Origin of the sequence: Sphingomonas sp. SUN039 (assembly GCF_024758725.1) — a bacterium.
Taxonomy (GTDB): Bacteria; Pseudomonadota; Alphaproteobacteria; order Sphingomonadales; family Sphingomonadaceae; genus Sphingomonas_O.
In genome coordinates this window covers 2,578,911-2,603,243 of record NZ_CP096972.1, presented here as the reverse complement: position 1 = coordinate 2,603,243, position 24,333 = coordinate 2,578,911, and the positions used below count along the sequence as shown (strand labels likewise).

At 65.0% G+C, this 24,333-nt stretch carries 15 protein-coding genes and 1 tRNA gene; 7 read left to right on the top strand and 9 right to left on the bottom strand.

Annotation, left to right across the window (positions count from 1 at the left end; all coding sequences use genetic code 11):
• Positions 1-13: 13 nt before the first annotated feature.
• Positions 14-550: a hypothetical protein gene (locus tag M0209_RS12650; protein WP_258888622.1), complete on the bottom strand. Its 537-nt coding sequence runs from the start codon at positions 548-550 to the stop codon at positions 14-16.
• Positions 551-801: 251 nt separating this feature from the next.
• On the opposite strand from M0209_RS12650, the gene M0209_RS12645 reads away from it, so the two are divergent.
• Positions 802-3,786, top strand: a complete 2,985-nt coding sequence (locus M0209_RS12645; protein ID WP_258888621.1) for a TonB-dependent receptor domain-containing protein — start codon at positions 802-804, stop codon at positions 3,784-3,786.
• Positions 3,787-3,883: 97 nt separating this feature from the next.
• On the opposite strand, the gene M0209_RS12640 is transcribed toward M0209_RS12645, so the two are convergent.
• Entirely contained in the window at positions 3,884-4,900 is a 1,017-nt protein-coding gene (locus M0209_RS12640; RefSeq protein WP_258888620.1) for a hypothetical protein, read from the bottom strand.
• An 80-nt stretch (positions 4,901-4,980) separates the two neighbouring features.
• On the opposite strand from M0209_RS12640, the gene M0209_RS12635 reads away from it, so the two are divergent.
• A complete protein-coding gene (locus M0209_RS12635; protein ID WP_258888619.1) occupies positions 4,981-6,240 on the top strand; it encodes an aspartyl/asparaginyl beta-hydroxylase domain-containing protein in 1,260 nt (419 codons plus the stop codon).
• Here the strand turns inward: M0209_RS12635 and M0209_RS12630 are convergent.
• Positions 6,234-7,694: a sulfotransferase gene (locus M0209_RS12630; RefSeq protein WP_258888618.1), complete on the bottom strand. Its 1,461-nt coding sequence runs from the start codon at positions 7,692-7,694 to the stop codon at positions 6,234-6,236. The two genes, M0209_RS12635 and M0209_RS12630, sit on opposite strands and share 7 nt — an antisense overlap.
• Before the next feature lie 114 nt (positions 7,695-7,808).
• On the opposite strand from M0209_RS12630, the gene M0209_RS12625 reads away from it, so the two are divergent.
• A complete protein-coding gene (locus tag M0209_RS12625; RefSeq protein WP_258888617.1) occupies positions 7,809-8,090 on the top strand; it encodes a hypothetical protein in 282 nt (93 codons plus the stop codon).
• 56 nt (positions 8,091-8,146) lie between these two features.
• Here M0209_RS12625 and M0209_RS12620 read toward each other — a convergent pair whose 3' ends face one another.
• From M0209_RS12620 to M0209_RS12605, 4 genes are all read right to left on the bottom strand, one after another.
• On the bottom strand, positions 8,147-10,363 hold the full coding sequence (locus M0209_RS12620) for a glycoside hydrolase family 3 protein (RefSeq protein WP_258888616.1): 2,217 nt from the start codon (positions 10,361-10,363) through the stop codon (positions 8,147-8,149).
• 270 nt (positions 10,364-10,633) lie between these two features.
• Complete coding sequence (locus tag M0209_RS12615; protein WP_258888615.1) at positions 10,634-11,731, bottom strand: hypothetical protein; 1,098 nt, start codon at positions 11,729-11,731, stop codon at positions 10,634-10,636.
• A gap of 56 nt (positions 11,732-11,787) precedes the next feature.
• Positions 11,788-12,708 (bottom strand): serine protease, encoded by a 921-nt coding sequence (locus M0209_RS12610; protein ID WP_258888614.1) that lies wholly within the window; start codon positions 12,706-12,708, stop codon positions 11,788-11,790.
• Complete coding sequence (locus M0209_RS12605) at positions 12,705-14,096, bottom strand: peroxidase (RefSeq protein ID WP_258888613.1); 1,392 nt, start codon at positions 14,094-14,096, stop codon at positions 12,705-12,707. Before M0209_RS12605 ends, M0209_RS12610 begins: the two co-directional genes overlap by 4 nt.
• Before the next feature lie 320 nt (positions 14,097-14,416).
• Here M0209_RS12605 and M0209_RS12600 point away from each other — a divergent pair, with 320 nt between their 5' ends.
• The gene (locus M0209_RS12600; protein WP_258888612.1) at positions 14,417-16,030 is read left to right on the top strand and encodes a hypothetical protein; all 1,614 of its coding nucleotides are present in this window, start codon (positions 14,417-14,419) and stop codon (positions 16,028-16,030) included.
• Positions 16,031-16,060: 30 nt separating this feature from the next.
• Positions 16,061-20,584 (top strand): Dyp-type peroxidase domain-containing protein, encoded by a 4,524-nt coding sequence (locus M0209_RS12595; RefSeq protein WP_258888611.1) that lies wholly within the window; start codon positions 16,061-16,063, stop codon positions 20,582-20,584.
• A gap of 45 nt (positions 20,585-20,629) precedes the next feature.
• Here M0209_RS12595 and M0209_RS12590 read toward each other — a convergent pair.
• Positions 20,630-20,721 (bottom strand) — tRNA-Ser (locus M0209_RS12590).
• Between the two features lie 58 nt (positions 20,722-20,779).
• On the opposite strand from M0209_RS12590, the gene M0209_RS12585 reads away from it, so the two are divergent.
• A complete protein-coding gene (locus M0209_RS12585) occupies positions 20,780-21,763 on the top strand; it encodes a peptidylprolyl isomerase (protein ID WP_408988204.1) in 984 nt (327 codons plus the stop codon).
• Positions 21,764-22,196: 433 nt separating this feature from the next.
• Here M0209_RS12585 and M0209_RS12580 read toward each other — a convergent pair whose 3' ends face one another.
• Positions 22,197-22,832: a TIGR02281 family clan AA aspartic protease gene (locus M0209_RS12580; RefSeq protein ID WP_258888610.1), complete on the bottom strand. Its 636-nt coding sequence runs from the start codon at positions 22,830-22,832 to the stop codon at positions 22,197-22,199.
• Between M0209_RS12580 and thrC the strand changes: the two genes are divergently transcribed.
• A complete protein-coding gene (gene thrC / locus M0209_RS12575) occupies positions 22,822-24,210 on the top strand; it encodes a threonine synthase (RefSeq protein ID WP_258888609.1) in 1,389 nt (462 codons plus the stop codon). The genes M0209_RS12580 and thrC overlap by 11 nt on opposite strands.
• The last annotated feature ends 123 nt before the right edge of the window (positions 24,211-24,333 follow it).

The window sequence follows — 24,333 nt, the reverse complement described above, 5'->3', positions numbered from 1 at the left end:
ACCGCAACAGCGCTCAGCCGATCCGTTTGGCCTGCACCCGTCGCCCCTTTTCGACGGTCGCGAAATAGGCCCCCATCAAGCCTTTTTCGATCAACACTTTGCGGCCCGGCAAGGGATCGCTGAACGCCGAGCTAGCCTCGACCGTCTCCCATACCGCGCCGCCCTCGACGGTAAACCGCCATTTTCCGTTGCCGATCGACCGCCCTGCGGTGACGACTGTGGCCAGTTCTTTCGCGTCCGCCGTATCTTCGGCATTGTCGGCCTTGCCGGTCAGGAAGCCGATCCGCGGCAGGGTGAAGCCGAACAGCCCCTTGCGCGCCTTTCGCACTTCGGTGCGCTCGACGACGACGACATCGCCGCTGGCGGTGGCCGCCGACAGCGCATCGACCGCACGGTCGTAGCACGCCAGCCGCGCGGCAGCATCCGTCACCGCGCGACAGGACTGCAAAGCGGTCACCGGTTTGGCGGCGGGAACGGGCGGAGTTGGTGCGGCCCCGATGGCAGGCACAGCAATCAGGACGGCGCAGGTGGGCAGCAGGAAACGCATCATCGAAACTTCTCTCCGCAAACTCGACCCGCATCATGCGGCGCGGCAGGCGGGATGACAAACCTGTGTCACAAATACAACAATCGGGCATCAAACGGGCGTCGCGCCCCAGTGCGGCGTTGCAATCAGGGGCGCGATTCTCCTAGACGCCGCCCATCTGGCGGGAGGATTCCGCCCGTTTCCGTGTCCGGAAACGTAACACGCAAAGGTTTCAAACGGCGGCGAAAGCCACCGAAACTAGGGGATACAACCACATGGTTACCAAGGCTCTCCGCCGCAATCTGCTGGCGACGACCATCATCGCGGGTTCGCTCGCTTCGGCACCTGCCTTCGCGCAGACGCCCGCCCCGGCTGCTGCCGAGGAAGACACGATCATCGTCACCGGCACGCTGATCGCCAACCCCAACATCGCTTCGTCGTCGCCGATCACGGCCGTGGGCAGCGAAGAGCTTCAGCTCCGCCAGACCAACACCGCCGAACAGATCCTGCGCGAAATTCCGGGCGTCATTCCGGGCAACGGCCAGCAGGTCAACAACGGCCAGTCGTCGTCGGGTTCGACGCTGAACCTTCGCGGTCTCGGTTCGAACCGTAACCTCATCCTGCTCGATGGTCGTCGCACGGTTCCGGCCAACTTCAACGGCACGGTCGATCTGAACAACATCCCGCTCGCCCTCGTCGACCGCGTCGAGGTTCTGACCGGCGGCGCATCGAGCACCTATGGTGCCGACGCCATCGCGGGTGTCGTCAACTTCATCACCAAGCGTGACTTCGCCGGTTTCGCCGCGCAGGCCTCGGAGCAGATTTCGGCAAAGGGCGACGGCAACACGCTCCGCGTCGACCTGACGATGGGGGCCAATTTCGACGACGGTCGCGGCAACGCGGTCCTCGGCATCGGTTATATCGAAACCGACCCGATTTATCAGGGCGACCGCCCCGTTTCGATCTTCGGTATCTCGTCGACCTCGGGCGTTGCGTCGGGTTCGTCGTTCACCTCGACGCCGACCGTGCTTTCGGACACGCGCTATGCGACGGTTGTCCCCGGCAGCGACGGCGACATCCAGATCAACGCCGCCGGTACCGCGCTGGTGCCGTTCTACAACGGTTTCAACTTCAACCCGTACAACATCTTCCAGACGCCGTTCCGTCGCTACAACGCCTATGCGGCGGCGCGCTACGAAATCTCGGATTCGATCGAGGTTTACAGCCGCGCGATGTTCTCAAAGAACACCACGCAGTCGATCATCGCGCCGTCGGGCATCTTCGGCAACGTGCTGAACATCAACCCGACCAACCCGTATCTGACCGGCACGATCAAGGATCAGGTCTGCGCCGCTAACGGTTTCGCAACCGTCGCGCTGTGCAATGCGGCAACCACGCTCAGCCTCGGCGGCGTTTACCGTCGTGCCGTCGAACTCGGACCGCGTATCAGCACCTATGTGACCACCGTGTTCGATTACACAGCCGGTGCGCGCTTCAACATCACCGACACGCTGAAGTTCGACTTCTCGGGTTCGTATGGCGAGAGCGAGAATATCGAAACGCGTGGCGGCTATTACGCCAACTCGCGCGTGCAGCAGGCATTGCTGGCGACCAGTACGACGGCGTGCACCAGCACGGCGAACGGCTGCGTCCCGCTCAACATCTTCGGTCCGGCGGGCAGCATCTCTTCGGCGATGAACGCCTTTGTCGGCGGCGTGACCAGCAGCGTCGCAAACCGCTCGACTCTGGCGCAGGTCAACGGCGTGCTGTCGGGCGACTTCGGTTTCACCATCCCGTCGGCATCGGAACCGGTGTCGTTCGCGGTCGGCGGCGAATATCGCAAATATTCGGCGACGCGTGCGCCCGATAACCTTGCGGCTATCCCGGGCGAACTCGGCGGTGCCGGTGGTGCTGTGACCGCGTTCTCGGGTGGCTATGCTACCAAGGAAGTGTTCGGCGAACTGGCGGTGCCGATTGCCAAGGATCAGCCCTTCTTCGACGAGCTAACGCTTCAGGCGGGCGCGCGCTATTCGAGTTCCAAGACCGACATTGCCGGCGCGCTGTCGAAAGGTGCCACCACCTACAAGGTCGGCGTGACCTGGGCGCCGATCAGTGCGCTGAAGTTCCGCGGAACCTACAGCCGCGCGGTTCGTGCCGCCAACATCGGCGAATTGTTCGTTCCGGCTTCGACCGGGCTGACCAGCCTGCTCGTCGATCCGTGCGCAGGTACGGCACCGGTCGGTAACGCGAACCTGACGGCGGTTTGTATCGCTCAGGGTGCAACGGCGGCGCAGATCGGGCTCATCCAGAACCCGAGCGCGGGCCAGGCCAATGCCACCGGCGGTGGTAACCCGAACCTGAACCCGGAAAAGGCCGACACCTTCACCGTCGGCTTGGTCATCCAGCCGCAGGACGTGATTCCGAACCTAACCTTCTCGATCGATTATTACGACGTGCGGGTGAACGACGCGATCACGTCTGCGACCTCGTCGGATGTGCTCGGTGCGTGCTTCAACACCATCACGGCGGCATCGGCGACCTCGGCGGCGTGCACGGGCATTCGTCGTAACGTGGTGAACGGTCGTCTGTCGGGCACCTCGACCGCGACCAACCCGATCCTGGGTCTGCCGACTCCGTTGACCAATGCCGGTCGTCTGGCGACGGCAGGTATCGACTTCAAGCTGGGCTGGCGTCACGATTTCGACGTGTTCAAGTTCAACTACGACTTGAACGGCAACTGGACGCGTACCGCCCAGTTCCGTGCGTCGCCGACCGGCTTCAACCGTGAGTGCGTCGGTTACTACAGCGCCAACTGCTCGTCGCAGAACGGTGCGCTTCAGCCCAAGTGGAGCTGGACGCAGCGCGTGACCTTCGGCTTCCCGGATGTCGATCTGTCGGTGCTGTGGCGTCACATCGGGGCCATGAAGTACGAAGGCCAGGCCGACGATTTCGCCGCGCGCGGGTTCACGGCGACCAGCCGCAACCTGTTCAACGGCACGATCTCCGGACCGTCGCCGCTTGCGGGCCAGACTGCCAACTTCAACCAGATCCCGGCGTTCGATTACTTCGATCTGTCGGCGCGCTTCTCGATCACGAAGGAACTGCAGCTCACGCTCACCGCCTTCAACATCCTGAACAAGGCGCCGCCGGTCGTCGGTTCGGCTGCTGGCACCACCGGCCAGAACTCGGGCAACACCTTCCCGTCGACCTACGACCCGATCGGTCGCCGGTTCGCCGCGACGGTTAACGTCCGCTTCTGATCCTTCGGGTCAGTCGAAAGACAAGATAGGGCGGTCCTTCGGGGCCGCCCTTTTTTGTCGAACTCCTCCCCTGCGCTACGCTAGGGAGTAACTTACGTTAAATCAGTGGTGCAGGCAGTTCCGCTGCGATGCCCGCGTCGCGCGCCACGACGTCGGCCCAGATCGCGACCTTTTCGATCTCCTCGCCGTGGACCGCTTCGCCCGCCGCACGGTCGCTGCCGCGCTGGCCCTCAGCGAAAACGGTGCCGTCCTTGGCATTGCGCGCAAAGACGTCGGCAACAATGGCATCCGTGGTTGCGTCGTCGAGATCGAGGCCGAACAACGCGGCACTGGCACGCAACGCGGCGTGCGGCCGCGCCACCAGCACGTCGCTGTCGAGCGTTCGCACGCGGTCGGGCCAGCGCGTCGCCATCGTCTGAAACAGCTTCTTCTGCGCGAGCCATCCGACGGCGGCAGCCTGCAAGTCGGTATGGAGCAGATAGTCGCGGGGGTTGAAGCCGAGATCGACCGTGCCGTCGGCCAGTTGCTTGGCCAGCAACTCGCGCACCCACAGCCGCCCCCACATCCCCTTGCGCGCGATCGAGGCGAGGAACCCGCGCAGCGGTGCGTAGAGCAGCACCGCCTTCGCATCCGGCCGGATGTTCATCATTGCCTGGGCCAGACCGTTGACCACGTTCGATGGCTTGACGATCATGGCCTCGCCCGCCTCGAACGGACGCGCAAGCAGCGTCAGCGACTGGTCGAGCATTCTGCCGATGGCATGCTGATCGCCGCCCCGGTGCCGCCAGCCGACCATGTCGGCCAGCAGCTGCGGCTCTTTCAGCGAAGACGCCAGCCCGGGCCGGTCGAACGCATTCGCCAGCAGGGTCGAACAGCAATAGGCGGAATGAAAGATGAAGTGCAGCGGCGCAGGGTGCAGGGCGGCTGAAAGCACGTCGCCGCGCGACAACACGGTCGGGGTCGAGGCTGCCGTCAGATGGGCGTCGACGAGGAACGGCTCTCGCCGTCGCACCGCGCGCGGTACTTCGATCATGTGGATCGCGTCATGGGTTTCGTCATAGCGATGCGCCAGCCATTCGGGCGCAAGCACGGCGCGGGCCGGGGGCGTCGTCATGTGTCGGGCGTAACAGCAACCGCACCGAGCGTCCACGCCGCCTTGCGCGCGCCCCGTCATTGTGTTTTGCGGGTAAGCCTATGAGCGAACTTGCCCCGCCTGTTATGGAACTGCTGACCGCTGCGGCCGCTGCCCGCCAGCGCGGCGACGGGCGGGAAGAGGGGCGGTTGCTCGAGAATGCCTTGCGCCTCGCACCCGGCGAGCCGCGCATTCTCAACATGCTGGGGACGCATGGCCTTGCCAACGGCGATCCGTCGGGCGCGCGCGACCGCTTTCGTGCCGCTGCCGTCGCCGATCCGAGTGAGCCGACCCTGTGGATCAATGTCGCGACCGCTTGTCGCATGCTCGGCGACGATGCGGGCGAACGTGCCGCCCTCGGCGCGGCGCTCGACATCGACCGGCGGCACTTCGTCGGCCAGCTGCGCCTTGCCGAGCTCCACGAACGACGCGGCGACTTGCGCGAAGCGGCGCAGGCGTGGAGTGCGGTTGTCCAGCTTGCCGCGACGATCGATCAGCCGCCGCCCGGAATTGTCGATGCCAAGGCCCGCGGCCGCGCCTTTCTCGCCGCGCACAACAGCGCGCTCGATACCGCGCTCGACGCGGCGCTCGGCGACCGGCTTTCGGCCATGGGCCCTGCCGCCCGCCGCTTCCGCGCCTGCGTCGATCACAGCCTTCATGGCCGCACCATCTATCGCAACGAATGTGCGGGCGTGCATTTCCCCTTCCTCCCCGCCGACGAATTCTTCGACCGCGATCTCTTCCCCTGGCTGTCGGCGGTCGAGGCGCGGACCGACGCGATCCGGGCCGAGGCGCTGGCGATCATGGCGGGCGGCGGCGCAGCGATCCGCCCCTATGTCCGGATGGACAAGGGCACGCCCGACAATAAATGGACTGCGCTCGACGGCTCGCTCGACTGGAGCGCGTGCTTCCTGTGGGAATACGGGGTTCGCAACGATGCGGTGTGCGACCTGTGCCCCGAAACCGCCGCCGCGCTCGACCTCGCCCCGCAGAACCGCGTCGTCGGCAAGGCGCCGTCGGCGTTCTTCTCGATCCTGAAACCGGGCGCGCATATCCCGCCGCACACCGGCGTCACCAATACCCGCGCGATCATCCATTTGCCGCTCGTCGTGCCCGACGGGTGCCGCTTCCGCGTCGGCGGCGAAACGCGCGAATGGCGCGAGGGCGAGGCTTTCGCGTTCGACGACACCATCGAGCACGAAGCGTGGAACGACAGCGACAAGCCGCGCATCGTCCTGATCTTCGACGTCTGGAACCCGCATCTGACGCCCGACGAGCAGGCGCTGCTCGCCGATTTCTACGCGATTACCGACCCTCAATAACCGTCGAGCGCGGCGATCGCATTCGGGATATGCGCGGCATAGTTGCGCCAGCGCCCCGACGAACGGTCGTTGAGCGGCTGGCGAACGGCCCAGGCGCTCGCCGTGCGGACCGCGCCTTCCGCGGCTTGTCCCGCAAGGCACGCCGCTTCAGGCTCGAGTCCGCAAAATTCGAGCAGGCCGCGCATCGCCGGTTCGGGATCGCGGACCACCGCGTCATAATCGAAATCGAAAATGTCGTCGGCGTAGAGCATACGCCAGTGATCCATCAGCCGCCGGTAGCCCCTGTAGTAATGCACCGCATCGTCGAGCGCGAAACCGTAGGAAATGCTGTCGTCGAAATAGAGGAAGAACACCGACAGGATATTGTCGAGCGCATGACGCCTAGTGTGGATAATTTTCGCGTCCGGAAACAGCGTCTTGATCAGGCCGATGTGGAGGAAATTGGCGCATAATTTGTCGGTCAGCACGTCGGCAGCCGGGAAGCGCGCCTGCACGTCGCGCAACACATCGCTCCGCAATTCGTCGAGCATTGCATCGGGCAGCGCCGCGACTGCCGCCGGATAGGGCTGGAGCCGCGCGGCGACCAGCGCCGGGATCGTCTCGAGTTCGCCGCCCGCCGTCACCCGGCTGTGCCGCGCGAGCAGACGTTCGCACAAGGTCGATCCCGACCGGAACATCCCGCAGACGAACAGCGGCGGATCGCCCCCCAGCGGCGCGGCGTGGCGGTGGCCGTGCGGGAACGCGCGGATCAGGTCGTCGATCAGCCGGTCGTGTGCGACCCGGTCATAGCGCAATGGTGGCGGGACCAGCGCCTGTGCGGTGCGGTTCGCCCGGACGAATGCCGCGAAAGCTGCATCGTAGTCCCCCGTCGCGTCGCGCGCGTGGCCGAGTGCGAACCCGATCTCGGCTGCCTCGGCCGGCGGCAATGGCCGCGTCAGCAACGCGTCGAGCCGTGTTGCTGCCGACGCCGCGTCGCCGGCGATCACGTCGAGTGCGGCAAGCCGGGCGTGGGCGCGCCCGCATGCGGGATCGATCCGGGCGGCCTCGGCATAGGCCAAGCGTGCCGCTGCCGCGTCGCCGCGATCCTCTCCCGACAGGCCCAGGTTCAGCCAAGCGGGCACGAACGCCGGATTGGCGGCAATCGCCTTGCCCAGTTCGACCTCGGCGGCGTCGGGGTCGTGGAAATGCTCGGCAAGGATGGCCGCGCGGTTGACATGAACCGCTTCCGGTCCCGACACCCCGCAGGCCAGTGCGCGTGAATAGCTGTCGAGCGCACCGGCAAAATCGCGCTGGACACGTTGGAGATAGCCGAGATTGTACCAGGCGTCGGCGCGTGCGGGCACCCGATCGAGCAGGGCGCGATAGGCCATGATTGCACCCCCAACATCGCCCGCGCCTAGCAAGGCGTCGGCATGCGCCTGCAAGGATGCGGTGCTGACGGGGTTCTGGGTCATGCCGGATGCGCTCATGGCGCAGGGGTCGGGATAATGCCAGCGCCGCGCGCCCCATTGACGGACGGTCTTTGGACTTGCGACAAGGACGGCATCGATTGTCCCGGGAGTACGTCCATGTTGCGCCATATGCCGGTTGTTGTCCTGCTGTGCCTTTTGCCTGCGACACTGGTCGCCGAAACCAAGACTGCGACACCGGCCGCAAAGGGTCGCGACGATCCCGATCGCGTCATTTGCCGTCGTGAATCGATTACCGGGTCGCTGGTCCAGACGCGCAAAGTGTGCATGACCCGCGCCGACTGGATCGCGCGGTCGCGCGGCGCGCAAGAGGCGGGACAGCAAATGCAGGATGCTGGTCGCATCAACTCGTGCGGCGCCACCGAACCCGGAAGGTGCTGACCAACCGGGGTTCTGGAGCGCCCTTCATCTAAGCGGGATCGGGGACTGTCGCCGTTCTAATCCCGCCAGCGTCGCGCGCCGATCCGGATCTTGACCACCGGACCCAGCGCTTCGGCACTGTCGCCGAGCGCAAACCCGTAGTCGTCCCCCGATAGGGTCCACCCGCCGTCTTTCCAGTCGGCCAGCAGGCGCGGGTCGATCGCCAGCGTCACCGATTGCGACGTCCCCGCCGCCAGCGACACGCGGCGATACCCCGCCAGCCGCTGCTTCGCTTCGCCGCCCCGCGACACCAGATAGAGTTGCGCCACGGTCGCGCCGTCGCGCCTGCCGGTGTTGGCAATAGTAAAGCTGGCGCTCAGCCCCGAAACTTTCAGGCCCGACGCTGCAAAGGTCGTATAGCTGAGGCCGTGCCCGAACGGGAACAAGGCCTTGTGCCCCTTGCGCGCGTTCCAGCGGTAGCCGACGTCCGAGCCTTCGATGTCGTAATCGGCGCTGATTGCATCGCCGGGCTTTCCGGCCCCACTGAAATCGGTTTCGATCGTGCCGAGTCCGTCGAGTTGCGGACGCGGCAGATGGTCGAGGCTGGCGGGAAAAGTGATCGGCAAACGGCCGCTCGGGTTTGCGTCGCCGAACAACACGGCCGTGATCGCCTCGCCCCCGCGTGCGCCGGGATACCAGGCCTCGACCACTGCGGCGGTCCGGTCGAGCCACGGCATCAGCACCGGCCCGCCAGTCTCGAGCACGACGATCGTGCGGGGATTGGCGGCGGCGACTGCCGCGATCAGGGCATCCTGTCCGTTCGGCAGCGACAGATCGGGCTGGTCGATGCCCTCGGTCGCCCATTGGGTGGCAAAGACGATGGCGACATCGGCCTTTTTCGCGTCGGCAACGGCCGCCGAGACATAGCGTCCGTCGTTGAAGCTGATCGCCGCGTCCTTCGCCCGCGCCTTGATGGCCTTGAGCGGCGCACTGCGGTGGTATTGCTGATTGACGAACTGGGCGAACGGTCCGTCGCCGCCCATCGGCACGACAGCCGCAGGCCCGCCTGCGCCCTGCACCTGCGCCGACCCTGCGCCCGACAGCACACCGGTATCGGCATAGCCGCCAATGACCGCGATGCGTTTCGCGCCGGCGGCGAGCGGCAACACATCGCCGCGGTTCCGCAACAGCACGATCCCCTGCCGCGCGACTTCCTCGGCGACCCCGGCATTGGCAGCAAGATCGATGCTGCCCCCCTTGGCCACCGGATGTGTGTCGAGACCGTTGGCGTAGATCGCGGTCAGAATGCGCCGATTCATGTCGTCGCGCCGCCGCGCATAGGCAGGGTCGGTCTTTGCCGCTTCGGCCAGCGGCGCGGCAAAGAAGACCTTCGGGTCGAGCTGCGCGCCCGATTGCTGGTCGAGCCCGTTGAGGGCAGCCCCCAGCCCGGGCACCGCGCCCCAATCGGACATGACGAACCCCTTGTAGCGCCAGTCCTGCTTTAGCACCTTGTTCATCAGCCAGTCGCTGTCGCACGCCTGCTTGCCGTGGACGCGGTTATACGCGCACATCACCGATCCCGGCTGACCGCGCTCGATGCCGATCTGGAACGCCAGCAAGTCGCTCTCGCGCGCCGCGCTTTCGGATATTTTCACATCGACGAATTTGCGCCCCGTTTCCTGCCCGTTGAGCGCGAAATGCTTGATCGTCGAAATGATGTTGGCCGACTGGATACCGGCAATCGATGCGCCGACCAAAGTACCGGTCAGCAGCGGGTCTTCGCTCAGATATTCGAAAGTGCGCCCGTTGCGCGGGTCGCGCATCAGATTGGCTCCACCGGCGAGCAGCACATTGAACCCCTTGGCCCGTGCCTCACCCGCAATCGTCGCGCCGCCGCGCCGCAGCAAGTCGGGATTCCATGTCGAGGCCATCGCCACGCCCGACGGGAGCGCCGTCGCGCCGCCGTCGCCGCGCAACCCCATCACCCACGAGACGCCCAGACTCGCATCGGTTTCCTTGAGCGCCGGAATTTTCAGCCGGGCGATCCCCGCAACATAGCCTGCGCCCAGCACCGAATCGGCGGGCAGTTTTGCCCCCGGGCCAAGCGGCAAAGCCATATAGCCATAGGTCAGGACCGTCTTTTCGTCCGCTGTCATCTGCGCGACCGTTGCTGCCGCGCGCGCCTCTGCCTTGGCCATATCGGACGCCGGCGAAGGCTCGGACTGTGCCTGCGCCATCGCAGGGAAAACCAGTGCCGCAAGGGCGGCTGACCGCAGGAATGCCGTGTTCGTCATCGCTCTCCCATCCCGTCGTTATTGGCAGCCCGCGCTGCATTCCGGTCACGCTACCGCGCCGACGGGCATCGGACCAGTGCCGCCGCACATCGATGCCGCAACAGCGCCCCCTCGATGCGGAGAGGTCGCTGCCGGTGACGAGCGGAGACGGTATCTGGTGGAGGGCGTCAGGATCTGGTGGAGGGCGTCAGGCGGAATCATTCGCCCGACGCCGGGAGCCACGTAGAGGTTAATACGGAACGCCGGAGGTTCGAAGGCGCCGCTACTGCCTCAACAGGCAGCCGGGTCGGCGAGACATTTGACGCGATGTTCCTGTGCCTTGCGAAGCTCGATCTCCGCATTGATCGCCGCCGTACGCTCGGCGTCGGTCGACGGCTTGGCAGTATCGACAGCCTGCTGCGCGACCGCGATCGCCTGTCCCGCGCCGGTTTCCTTGCCGTATTTGAGCTGGGTGAGCGCGCCGCTGTCATCGAGCACCAGGTCGAAGCTCTGCTTGCCGAAAACTGCCGCATGAGGGATGGGGATCTGGTATTTCGTGCCGAGCTGGCCGACGGGTAATGCGCTTGTCCACATCGGTATGGGTTTGTCCTCGATCGGGCACTGTTTCCGGTCGTTGCTGATCGAAATTTGAAGCGCGGTGGGGCGTGGCTGCCGTGCGGTCAGCGTTGCATAGTTGCCCATTGAGGCAATCTTGGTGACTGGTGCCGAGATCTGGGCACTCGCCGTATGCTTGACGCAAATTGTTCCCAAAAGCGCGCTGTAGTCGGAGCGGAGCTGCTTGTCCTGCGGAACAGGAAGCAGCTCGAAATCATATGCCTGCTCGTCAGGCAGCGGTATACCCTTGTCGTCGGTCAACCGGTTCGACGCGATATTGCCTGTATAGGCGATTGTCATCGGATTGTCGCCAAACAGGCGCGTGAGCTTTGCGCACTGCTGCTCGACTTCCGTCTGCGATGGCGTGCCGAGGGGTTTGACGCCGCTCTCGGTATTGGCCTTTGGAAGAAAAATGGAGGATGCTAGCGATAGCGCGGCCTTCAAAATGCCTTCGCCCTGTCCTGTCGACGTGGCGTTGACCGAAGCGAGGCGTTGGTCGGCAGTGAATTTCAGATCGAGAGTGGTGTCTGAAAACGCCCCGTCAAGCTTCGATGTATCCAGCGTCCCGGGCGCGGTGGGATCGGCTCGATAGCTTACATCGAGTTTGGGCAAGTCGACGATGTGCGGGTGGTTGTCCTTGTCGCATTTGACCGTGCGGACGACCGTGACCTGCGCGTCCGTCCGAGCCATTAAATAGCCGATTGTGGCGTGGGGGGTATTCGCGCATCCGGTGACTGTCACGGCGCAGAGCGTGATTGCAGGCAGCATCTTCATGATCGTTCCCCTCGTCGGCAATTGCATTTTAAAAAGAAGTGGGCGGGTACGTCGCGTCACGGGTTTTCCGCGACCCATTGCTGGATCTTCGCCTTTACGCCGGGCGTCATCCTGAGCGCCCAGTTATGTCGCTCGTCGTCGTCCCCGCCGGTGTGAATGCCGACGATCGACGGTTGGGCGACATCCGTTCCGCCGAGCCAGACGGGCGCTCCGCTCTGTCCCCGGCCGGTATCGATTCCATGGTAGAAAAAGGTCGGCGAGACCTCGCCGATCTGTGCGGTAGCGCGGTGCTGGACCTCCCCGCCGTCGATGTCCGTCGGATAGCCAGAAATGGTTGCCGCCTGCCCCGAAAGCTCGGCGTTCGTCGCGGCGTTTAGGTCGAAATAGCGGGGAAAATCGAAAACGGCCCCGGAAAGCTGGATGCATCCCAAATCGAGCTGCGATCTCTTGACGCTCTCCACCGGGTTTGTGTCGATGAAGCTTCGCCATTCATCGTGAACATGGAAATCGGCAGATTGGACATGACCAAGCGCATTGCCCTGACGATACCCTATCCAGATGTCCGCCATGATGCCCATAGCGGGGCCGTCGGCTCTGTCCCGCCGCTCCCAACCGACTTCGTACAGGTTATGGCCGGCCGTGATAATCGTCTTCGGACCGGCAAACCAACCTGTGCCGATCACCGGTTCGCTGATGGGCTTGTTGTTGCGATCGGCGTAACGGATCTCCAGTCGGCAAATGCGCACCCACGGGTAGACACCGACCTCGAACGCGCCTTGCATCAGACGGTCGTCGGGTAGCAGTACCTTTAATGGACCCAGCGATTGCAGACCCCCAATCACCTTGCCCATATCCAGCTTGCTCTGGGCGTCCTCGCCGAAAGTCCGCACCGGCGTCAGGGTCGAGCGGCGGAAATAGTCTTTCAGCTGCGCGAATTCTGTTTCGCTCAGCGTGTCGGCGGGCGGGGGCGTTTTCATGCCAGCGACTTCAGAAAGCCGATCGACGGCGCGAAATAATATTCGCCGCCGCGCATGTGGACGAACTGTTCGAACTGGAACGGCCAGGTCGGCGCGGTCGCGTCGCCCCATCGTTCGCGCCACAGCTGCAGGTCGCGGTCGCCCTGGCCGATCACGGGATCTAGGCCGGGATCGCGTCCGAAGACAAAGCCGGGATTATTGGCCCAAAGCGACTGGGTGAACTCGAACTGGCGGCCGATATCCTGGTTGAACGCCATGAAGATCAGGCCGACGCCGTGATCCGGCTTGGTTGCGTCGATGTCGTTGGTCCAGACGTCGGACCGTTCGCCGAACGGAATGCCCCGGCGCGGCATCAGATGCTGGCGCTCGCTGTCGCCGTCGCCGGTATCTCCACGCGGGTTGGTTTTGCGGATATGCGCCTGGAACGGGCATTTGAGACCGTCCGGATCGTTGCCCGTCGCGGGTTCTGCATAGTTGAAATTGTTGGTTGCGTTGGCGGGCATGTCGCTGCCGGACAGCGCGACGGGCGTTCCGTTCTCGAACCGCCCGACGACCATCGCGCCGGCGCGTTCGCGATCGACAATGTGTGCGGCAGTGGCGAGCGCCCTTTCGGCAATCTTGAACCCGCGCACATCCTGCTCGAGCTTGCGATAGACCAGATAGCTGCCGAAGCTGTCGGGCGAGACACCATGGGGATCGCGGACCAAGGCGATGTCGCCGGGGCCGAACGCAGGGTTCCAGCGGTCGATCCCCATTTGTGCGGCCTCGTCGGCGACATCGTCGGCCAGCATCAGCGGCTGGCTGATGCCATCGACATAACCGAAATGCTCGTGGCCCTTGCCGCCGGGTCCTCTCAGCGCGCGCCCGACGTCGCGACCGACGATCGCGATTCCGCCAGCGTCGAGGATCGGCAGAAAGCCGGTTTCGGCGGCAGCCGCTTCGGTATCGTTGACATCGGCGATGATCGTCAGCGCATCGATTGCTTCGGCGTGATGCGGCTCCCAGGCCGATACATCCGGGTCGGCGAGATCGCCGCGGTGCCGCATGCCATCGCGAAACGCGGGATCGTCCGGTGGAGTCAACCCGAGCTTCGCGTACCCCGAAGCCGACAGATACAGGAAGATGACGGTACCGCCGTCCTGCGCGCCGCCCGACTTTCTGGCTGCTACCTGCCGGAGCTGAGCGAGCGCCGACAGCACATTCTCGCCGATCCGGGCGAGCGCGGGCTTGGTCTGCTCGGCAGTGCCGTCGAACCGGAGCAGCAGATGGATGCTGTGGTCGCGGCCGTGATGCTTCAGAATATGGCCCTGGAGTTCGGCAAGCATCGGCGCAAACCGGGCATCTCGCCAGTCGATCGGCACGCTCAGATCGGTATCGGTTAATGCCATCGGACATCCCTCTTTGTGTCGCCGACGACACCGGTCGCCCACGGATGAAAGTAAAAACGCAACGCAACGCAACTCGCCCGGAGAGATTCGGAGCCGGACAGCTGCCTCCGTTAGGCAGGAATAGTTCGGGCGGCGTGATCGCGGCGTTCGCCTTGCGTGAAAAAGTGCGTGAATAGTGCGTCGGCGCGTCTATTCATTTGGCGTGCACGGGGGGCCAATGCATGCCGATTCGACCGGAATTGTTCAGACTCGAATTGCTGGGTCCGCTTCGATTGTTTGCGCCTGACCGGCGGCGGATCGACATATCCAGCAGGAAAGGCATGGCGTTGCTCGCGCTTCTCGCTACCGCCCCCAGCGGCGAACGGACGCGGAACTGGCTGGAGGACCGGCTGTGGAGTTCGCGCGCGCCGCAACAGGCAAAGGGCAGCCTGCGCCGCGAGCTCGCCAACCTGCGCCAGTTGCTTGCAGTTGGTGGGGAGAGCGCCATCGCGGCCGACCGCGATCGGGTGTCGCTGCAGCTCGACCGGTTTTCGATCGATATCCGCGAGGCCGGCGATCCCGATGTGACCGGGACGTTACTGGCCCGGTCGCAGTTTCTCGAAGGACTCGATATTCCCGGCGAGGAGGGGTTCGAGGACTGGCTTCGCAACGAGCGCGCGCGGTTCGGGACGCTGCCGACTGGTCCGGCGACGCTCCGGCCGCTTCCCAAAAATGTCCTCGATCTATCGAAGCCGCCTGCAGGGTTCGGCGGGCGGGCGGCGATCGCGGTCCTCCCCTTCGCCAATGCAACGGTTGATCGGGCCCTCGACATCTGGGCCGAGGGGTTGGCCGAAGACCTGATCGACCGCCTGTCGCGGCTGCGCTGGCTGCCGGTCATCGCTATGGGGTCGGCCAGCGAACTGGCGGCACTCCAGCTGACCTCGAGCGCGGCAGCGGCGATGGTCGGGGCCAGCTATGTCGTCCGCGGCCAGCTGGTTATCCGCACGGGGGTGCCCGCTCTTCAGATATCCTTGTTCGATACGAGACGGTCGCGGCTGCTGTGGTCGGAACAGCGACCCGTCGGCGATGTCGCCGCAACGGGTCAGGTCGGGGTGCTGGCGCGCGAGATCGTGGCCCGTCTCGACGCCCATGTCGATACCGCCGAACAGACCGAGCTCATCAATCGTAGCCTGGACGGACTCGATGTCGATGAGATGGTCTGGCGCGCGCGGTGGCATCTCTGGCGACTCTCACGCGATGACGCGGCAATTGCGGATAGACTTCTTGCCGAAGCCTTGTTGCAAAGGCCGAACTCAGCAGAGGTGCTCATCCAGGCAGCCTACGCCAAGGCTTGGTCGATCTGGTCGCGCCGCGACGGCACCGAAAAAATTGCCGTGCTGCGCGCCATCGCACTGCGCGCCGTCGCAGCCGACCGCTTTGACGGACGCGGATACCTCTTGGTCGGCATGGCCGAGATGTGGATGCGAAATCACGGGCGCGCAAAAGGGCTGATCGGCGATGCAATCAGGCTGAATCCCAGCCTCGCCCGCGCCTATGCACAACTCGGCAGTTGTCATTATCTTTCGAACGTGCCTGCCGCTGCCTTCGAGCCGCTTGAGATGGCGCTGCGTCTCAGCCCGGTCGATGGCCAGACATTCTACGTCCTCGGGGAAATCGCCGTGTCGCATTTCATGCTCGGCAACTACGATCGGGCGCTGGATTATACCGATCTCTCGCTCGCCCGCCGCCCCGGCTACGCGCTCGCCCATACGATCCGGGTCAACAGCTTGGTGAAGCTCGGTCGGGTGTCCGAAGCGCGCTTGGCCCGCAGCGAGCTTTCGGCAGTGAGACCGCATTTCACATCGGCTGAACTGGATTGGCTCCCTTTTGCCGATTCGGCCTGGAACGCGATGCTTAAATCCGGCCTGCTCACCGCAGAATCAGCTGAGAGCTGAACTTTTTGCCGGACGGCGATGGGGGCATATATGTGGAAACTGAAATATCCCGATGCGATCATCGCCGCCCAGCAGGCAGACCGGAACCGGCCGCCCGCACCGCTTGAGCTGTTCGATTTCCAGAGCATGGCAGTCCGCAGCCGGATCGCACAACGCCTGTGGCGTGTCGCCTTTCGACGCGTGATGCCCGCCATTTTCGCCCTGCTGCGAACATTCTGGCCCAATCCCCGCATCGGCAGACTCATCATCGTCACCCGCGAGGCGGATGTCCGTGAAGTCTTGCGCGACAACATCCATTTCCCGAATTGCTACGCGCTGGAAATGACCGAGCTAGGCGGCGACCAGAATTCGGTGCTCGGCATGGAGGGTGCCGAGCATGAGGCGCTCCGGGCGGCTCTCCACGGCCAGTTCAAACCCGATGACATTGCCGATATCGCGCGATGGACCGAACATCATGCCACCGCGTTGCTCGATGCCAGCGACGGCCGGATCGACGTGATGCGCGACCTGATCACGCGTTGTTCAACCGAAGTGTGCTGCACCTATCTGGGCGTGACGGCGGGCGATCCCGACACCTTCGCCGAATGGACGATGGCCGTGTCGGCACTGTTGTTCGGCGACCCGTTCGGCGACCCTAATACGCGCCGACAGGCGCTGATCGCCGCCGCGCACCTGCGCGCCGCCTTCGACGATGCCATCGCGCGCGTCGAGGCCAACAATGTACAGCACCCGAACAGTTCCCGCGAGCGGGCGACCCTTGTCGACCGGTTCATCACCGATGCCCATATGAAACCGAAGCTGGCGCGGGCTTCGTTGATCGGCCTGACGACGGCGTTGATCCCGACGGTCACGCTCGCCTGCGGCAATATTCTCGAGGAACTGATCGACAATCCCCGCCTGATGGCCGCTGCGATAAAGGCGGCGCGGGCGAACGACCGGGAAGCACTCAAACTCGCTTTGCTCAAGGCCGCCCGCCGCAATCCCGCACTCTCGCCGGGGCAGTGGCGCAGCGTCGGCCAGGACGCCACAATAGCCGCAGGCAGCTGGCGCGCCCGTAAGGTACGCAAGAGCGATATCGTTCTGGTCGCGGTCATGTCGGCGTTGCGCGACGGCCGCGTTCCCATGGAAACCGACGAGGACATTGCCCGTGCCGCCTGGTTGATGTTCGGCGACGGGCCGCATGTCTGCCTCGGCGCAGAGATTGCGATGACCCAAATGGTCGAAATCTTCGCGGTGCTGCTCCGGCGGGACGGGCTCGGAACCGCGCCGGACCGAGACGGGGAAATGATGCGGACCGGCCCTTTCCCGACCCGGCTCGACATGGTGTTCGACGACCCGGGTACCGGTCAGTCGATGATCATCATTACGTCGCCGGTACGTGATGGTACCGCACTCGATGCCCTCATCCGCCAGCTCGAAGCTCTGGGCAATCCGGCGCACCCGCAAGCAGCCGAAACGCTGAAGGCGACCGGGCTCGTCCATTTTGCGTCGCTGTCGGCGATCGAGGCGGGCCCCGACGACGACACGCCGATCCTGTTGTTCGAAATCAATGCCGATGGCGGACAGGACCGGGCGATCGGGGCGGTGGCCGAACACGCCTTTGAATGGCTCGCGCCGGTTTATGCCCATTGTAACCCGGACGGAAGCCAGCCTGCCGATGCCGCCGCGCTGGCGGGGCGGCTGCGCGCGGAGGCGCGCAATCTGCACTGCTACCCCTGGGGTTCGACCGGCCTGCACTTCAACGGCACCGAAGAATTCTCGGTCGCCGATGTCGCGCGGCAGGAGCAGCTGGCAGATTTTTCGCGCGACGCCATTGCGCATTTCTTTGCTGGCAATCTGGGGCATTTCACCCCGCACCTCACCAGATCGACCCGCGCAATGGATGCGCTGACCCATGTCCGGCGGTTCGTGAAACAAGACAGCTTCTACGGGCTGCGGCGCGGCCGTTGGCGACAGCTTTTCGAACGCGCAACGCCGCTGCGCTACGCGATCAGCCGGCCCGGCCGCAAACGTCTGAAGATCGCCGACTGGGTGGCGCCGGAATCGATCTGGTCACCGCTGTGGCCGTTACTGTGGTCGGCGGCGTTCCGGCCCTTCCTCGTCGGATTTATTGCGCTCTATGCGGGCACGGTCGCCTCGTTCATCTGGGTGCATTGGGAGATGACCCCGCCGACCTTCCTCGGCTGGCTTTGGACCGTGACCGGGGCGCTGGTCGGCAGCCTGGCGACGATCGTGCTGGCCACGACCGCGCTGGTCGCCGCGCTGATCTTCCTGCTGCGCTGCCACGAGAAACACGATCCGGTCGACGAGCGCGCACCCGAGCTTGGCAATATCCGGAAAATCGCTGCCCGCGAGGACGCGCCGGGTTACGAACAGAACCACATCATCGCGGTCATGCCCTTCAAGCCCGGGCTGTTCCGCCGCTTTGTTTTTGCCTTTGCACTGTGGGGCATCAAACAGAGCATCGCGTTCTGGTTCAGGCCGGGGTTCGTGGTCACCATGGGCACCATCCACAAGGCCAAATGGCTGCGGGTGCCCGAAACCAACCAGTTTGTCTTCCTGTCGAACTACGATGGCACATGGGAGAGCTATCTGGAGGATTTCATCACGCGCGCCCACCAGGGCCAGTCGGCGGCGTGGGGCAATGGCGTCGGCTTTCCGCGCACCCGCTACCTGATCAATGAAGGCGCTGCCGACGGCGACCGGTTCAAACGCTGGGTCCGCCGCCAGCAGCGGCCGACAGCGTTCTGGTATAGTCGCTTTCCGCACCTCACCACGAAACAGATCCGCAATAATGCGCTGATCGAGGACGGCCTGGCGCGGGCGGCGAACGACACCGACGCGCAGCGCTGGCTGACCTGTTTCGGCTCGGCGCAGCGCGAGGACGGCGAACTCGAATCGCACGAAACGCAATCGATCGTCTTCACCGGATTCGGCAAGCTGGAATATTCGACCAGCCTGCTGGTCCGGTTGCCGGCCGATTCCGGCAAACGGCAAGCATGGCTCGAGGCACTCAGCGGAATCGTCTTTACGACTCCCGACGCTTTTGTCGGCCTGCCCAAGCGCTGGGAATACGACCAGGGTGCTGAAAACCGTCGTCCCGAAAGCCGGACGACCAAGGCCGCGCAGTCAGGCACGGAGGTCCAGTACCGCCTCCCTGCCGAAGCCCGGATTGCGTTCGGCGACCGCCCGGTCGAACGTGGCGGCGCCGTCCTCGGCTTGACCGCTGCCGGACTGCGCCGGTGCGGGATCGATCCGCGCACCGGATTCGACGCCTTTCCCGCAGCTTTCGCCATGGGCATGGCAGCGCGGACACGGGTTTTGGGCGATGGCGGGAGCGCGGCCTGGCTATGGAACGATGGCGAACAGGACGAACGCGCCGTCGATGCCGTCATCACCATCTATGGGAGCGAAATCGACGTTCCGGGGGCGTCGCCGGCGCCTCCTGCCGACGCACACCGGCAACTCGTCGATAGCCACCGGCTTATGCTCGAAATTTTCGGCGGACACATCATTCATGCTGTCCCCTGCACGCCGGTATCCACGCCGGAACATCCAGCAGAGGAGCGGCGCGAACATTTCGGGTTCCGCGACGGCATTTCGCAACCCGTCATCCGGGGCAGCCTACGGTCTGCTGTCCGGCCTGCGCCTCGCGACCTGATCGCGCCCGGGGAGTTCCTGCTGGGCTATCGCAACGACCAGGGCTATTTTCCGCCGCCAATCGTGGTCGGTGCCGAACAGGATGTCCGCAACGACCTGCCGACGGTCAGTGCGGTCGAATCGAACCGGTTCCCGCGCTACGGCGCGAATTCGAGCGCGGCGGAGGCGCGCGATCTGGGCCGCAATGGCAGCTTCATGGTGCTGCGCCAGCTCGATCAGAATGTGCGCGGTTTTCGCCAGTCGTTGGACGATCATGCCCACGACCTTGCCAAGCGATATCCGGAACTTGCCGGGGTTACCGGTGCCAACATCGACGGCGACTGGGTCGGGGCAAAGCTCGTCGGACGCTGGCCGAACGGCGCGCCGCTGGTCGGCAACCCGACCGGCCCGTGCCACGTCGCCGCGAACGAGGCCCCGGATAATGATTTTACCTATGGGGTGGACGATCCGCGCGGGCTGCAATGTCCGCTGGGGGCACACATCCGCCGTGCCAATCCGCGCGACAGCCTGGAACCCGGCGACGCCAGCGAGCAACAGATCACCAATCGCCACCGATTGCTCAGGCGCGGGCGCAGCTATGCCTATCGCCCGGATGCAGGCGAAGAGAAGAAGGGGCTATTGTTCATGGCGCTGTGTGCCGACATCGAGCGGCAGTTCGAATTCGTGCAGCACACCTGGCTGAATGCGACCTCGTTCCACGGGTTGAAGGACGAACCGGACCCGCTGCTGGGCAACCCGCGCGGGTCGAAAGGAAAACTAACCGTCCCCGTAGCGCCGGGACCGATCCAGATCGACGGGATCGCGTCCTATGTCTCGCTTCGTGCCGGTGGCTATTTCTTTCTGCCCAGCCGGGCCGCAATCCAGTTCCTGATCTCGCTCGCTGCGCGGAGATAGGGACGGCATCGGGTCGTCAAGTGCCGGCTGCGTAAACGGGATAGCTGGCGGAGCGGCAGGGATTCGAACCCTGGAGGAGGCTTGCACCCCCTACTCACTTTCCAGGCGAGCGCCTTCGACCACTCGGCCACCGCTCCGCATGCACTGGAACGGTGCCGCCTAGACAGGCGCGCGTGCTTAGGCAAGGTTGGGCCGATGAAGAGGATCGCCTTGCCGCTCGCGCTGCTTGTCCTGTCCGGGCAGGCCCCCGCCCCCCCGCCTGCGCCCAAGGTGCTGGCCCCGTCGGAAATCGTGGCGGCGGCACCGGCGGCGGACTGGGTCGCGATTGAGGCGTCCGACCTGCTGGTGATGGACCTCGCGCCCGACCGCGATGGCAACAAGCGCCGCGTCGTCATCCAGCTGATGCCGCCGCCGTTTTCGCAAGGGTGGGTCGGCAACATCCGCAAGCTGGCCGCCGCGCGCTTCTGGGACGCGACGAGCATCAACCGCGTTCAGGATAATTATGTCGTGCAATGGGGCGACGCAAACGCCGAGGACAAGGCGAAGGCGAAGGGGTTGCCGCCGGGTTTGGCGAAGGTGTCGCAGAGTGATTACGCAATCGACTTTTCGAAGGTTCGGTCTTGGCACACCGTCTCTACCGTTAAGTCATCGCAACGGTCGCCGAGGTCGTACAGCCCTGTTGATGGGAAAAATGACGTAAGCAGCGATGCCTACGCTTGGCAGACCGAGATTGCGAATGGCTGGCCCGTCGGAACTGACACGGAAACTGTTTGGCCCGTCCACTGCTACGGCATGGTCGGAGTCGGGCGCGACATGCCGCCCGATACGGGGACGGGGGCGGAGCTTTACACCGTCATCGGCCATGCGCCGCGCCACCTCGACCGCAATATCGCGCTGGTGGGCCGCGTGATCGCGGGGATCGAGCATCTGTCGAGCCTGCCGCGCGGGACGGGGCCGCTGGGGTTCTACGAAAAGCCCGAGCAGCGCGAGGGGATCGTCGCGGTGCGGCTGGGCAACGAGGTCGCCGACCTGCCGCGCTACCAATATCTGTCGACCGAAAGCGCGAGCTTCGCCCGCTACGCCGCCGCGCGCGCCAACCGCCGCGACGCGTTTTTCATCCATCCCGCAGGCGGGGCGGATATCTGCAACATTCCGGTGCCGGTGCGGAAAGTGCCTTGAGTTGGAGCGCGCCCTCCCGCTACCGACTCGGCTGAGCTTGTCGAAGCCCCTTTCTTCTCTTCTTCCTCGCGTCGTGCGGAGAAAGGCAGGCTTCGACAAGCTCAGCCAAGTCGGGTGGTTGCTGGCGCTCACGATTCCAGCCACCGCCCCCGCACAACAGGCCGCTGTCACCCAGGCGATTATCCAGCAGCCATTCGGCCAGAAACCGCCACCTCCGCCGCCGCCCGCGCCGACGCCGGAGCAGCAGCAACAGCTCGACCGCGAGCATCACCGGCTGCCGAGCTGGCTCTATCGCGGGCTGGTCGCAGCGGCGGCGCGCACCGACGAGGCGGTCGAGATCGACACGCCGGTGACGGGGTACGGCAATGAGGCGCTGTGGGATGTGCCGGAATTGCCGGTTCGGGTGGCTGCAAAGCCGCTGCCGCGGGCCGCGTCACGCCGGACGCAGCACCATCGTGTCGCCCTCGATACTCACGCCGCCCAAGGTCGCCAAAAAGCTTTGCCCCAGCAGCGACATGTCGCCGTCGCCGCCGATCACCACGCCGCGCACGTCGCGCGCCTCGATATTGCCGACCGCGACCCGGTCCAGACTGACCGACCGTAAGGCGATCTCCCCGCCCGCCCCGCGCCCGATCTGGTTGAAATCATTGGCGGAGAAAAACATGCCCGCGCGCTGCGCGTCGGCCTGGGTCAGGGCAACGCTCGACGCGCCGGTATCGACCATGAAATGGATGGTCGCGCCGTTGACGGTCGCATCGGCATAGAAATGCCCGTCGGCTTCGCGCTGCAGGACGACGACGTCGCGGGCGCTTGCGCTCGCATCGGGGGTGTCGGAACGATCGTCGGCGGTGTCGGACGTGTTCGCCTCGGCGCGCGGCGGCGTGCTGCTCGCGGGCGGGCGCGACGACAGCGCGACCCCGGCGATCAGCGCGAGCACAACAAGGGCCGGTTGCTTGACCATATCCGGCGTGCCTAGCACCGCGCCCGTTACGATCCGGCTTCGCGGCACGGTTAACGATTTGCAGCCACGGGCAACCGCCGCTACGCGCTGCGCCATTATGGAATACATCAGCACCAGAGGAAACGCGCCCGCGCTTGGGTTCGAGGATGTCACGCTTGCGGGCCTCGCGTCGGATGGCGGCCTATATGTGCCGCGCGAGTGGCCGGTGCTGACCGCAGGGGAGATCGCGAGCCTCGCGGGCAAATCCTATGTCGAAACCGCCGTCACGGTGATGCGGCCGTTCGTCGCGGGGGCGCTCGACGACGACGCGCTGCGGGCTCTGTGCACCGAGGCCTATGGACGGTTCGATCATGCGGCGGTGACGCCGCTCGTCCAACTCGACGCGCAGCACTGGTTGCTCGAACTGTTCCACGGCCCGACCCTGGCGTTCAAGGATGTCGCTCTGCAACTGCTCGGGCTGTTGTTCGAACGCTTCCTCAGCACACGCGACACGGCGCTGACCGTGGTCGGCGCGACCTCGGGCGATACCGGGTCCGCCGCGATCGATGCGCTGGCGGGGCGCGACAAGGTCGAGGTGTTCATGCTCCACCCGGCGGGTCGCGTGTCCGATGTGCAGCGGCGGCAGATGACGACGGTGCTCGCGCCCAACATCCACAATATCGCGGTCGAAGGCGATTTCGACGACGCGCAGCGGATCGTGAAGGCCATGTTCGCCGATAGCGAGGCGCGGGGCCGGTTGAACCTGTCCGCCGTCAATTCGATCAACTGGGCGCGGCTGATGGCGCAGGTGGTCTATTATTTCTACGCTGCCGTCCGGCTCGGTGCGCCCGACCGGCCCGTCGCTTTCTCGGTGCCGACGGGCAATTTCGGCGATGTGTTCGCAGGGTATGTCGCGGCGCGGATGGGGTTGCCGGTGGCTCGGCTAATCGTCGCGACCAACGTCAACGACATCCTTCACCGCGCGCTGTCGTCGGGCGATTACAGCTGCGAGCGCGTCGAGCCGACCGCCGCGCCGTCGATGGACATCCAGGTGTCATCGAATTTCGAACGGCTGTTGTTCGACTTGTCCGGCCGCGACGGCGCCGCGCTGGCGGGGATGATGGACGAATTCGAAACGACGAAGAAGCTGTCGATCCCTGCCGATATGCTGGTGTCGGCGCGCGACCTGTTCAGCAGCGCGCGGGTAGACAGCGACGGCATGGCGATGGCGATGCGCTGGGCGCATGACAAATGCGGCTATGTCGTCGATCCGCACACGGCCATCGCCCTGTCGGCGGCGCGCTCCGACGATTTGGGCGATGTGCCTGTCGTGACGCTCGCTACCGCGCACCCCGCCAAGTTCCGCGAGGCGGTGGAACGTGCGACCGGCATCCGCCCGGCACTGCCCGCACGGGTCGCGGGATTGTTCGACCGGCAGGAACGCTTCGACACGCTGCCTGCGACCTTGGACGCTATAAGGGCATATGTTCTGGAACGGGCCGGGTGACGGGTTTCACGCGAAGGCGCAAAGAAGAAGGAAAAGGCGCGAAGCGCTCTCAAAATCTTTGCGTCTTTCCTTCCTTCTTCTTTGCGCCTTCGCGTGAAACCATTCGCGCCTTCGGCACGGGCG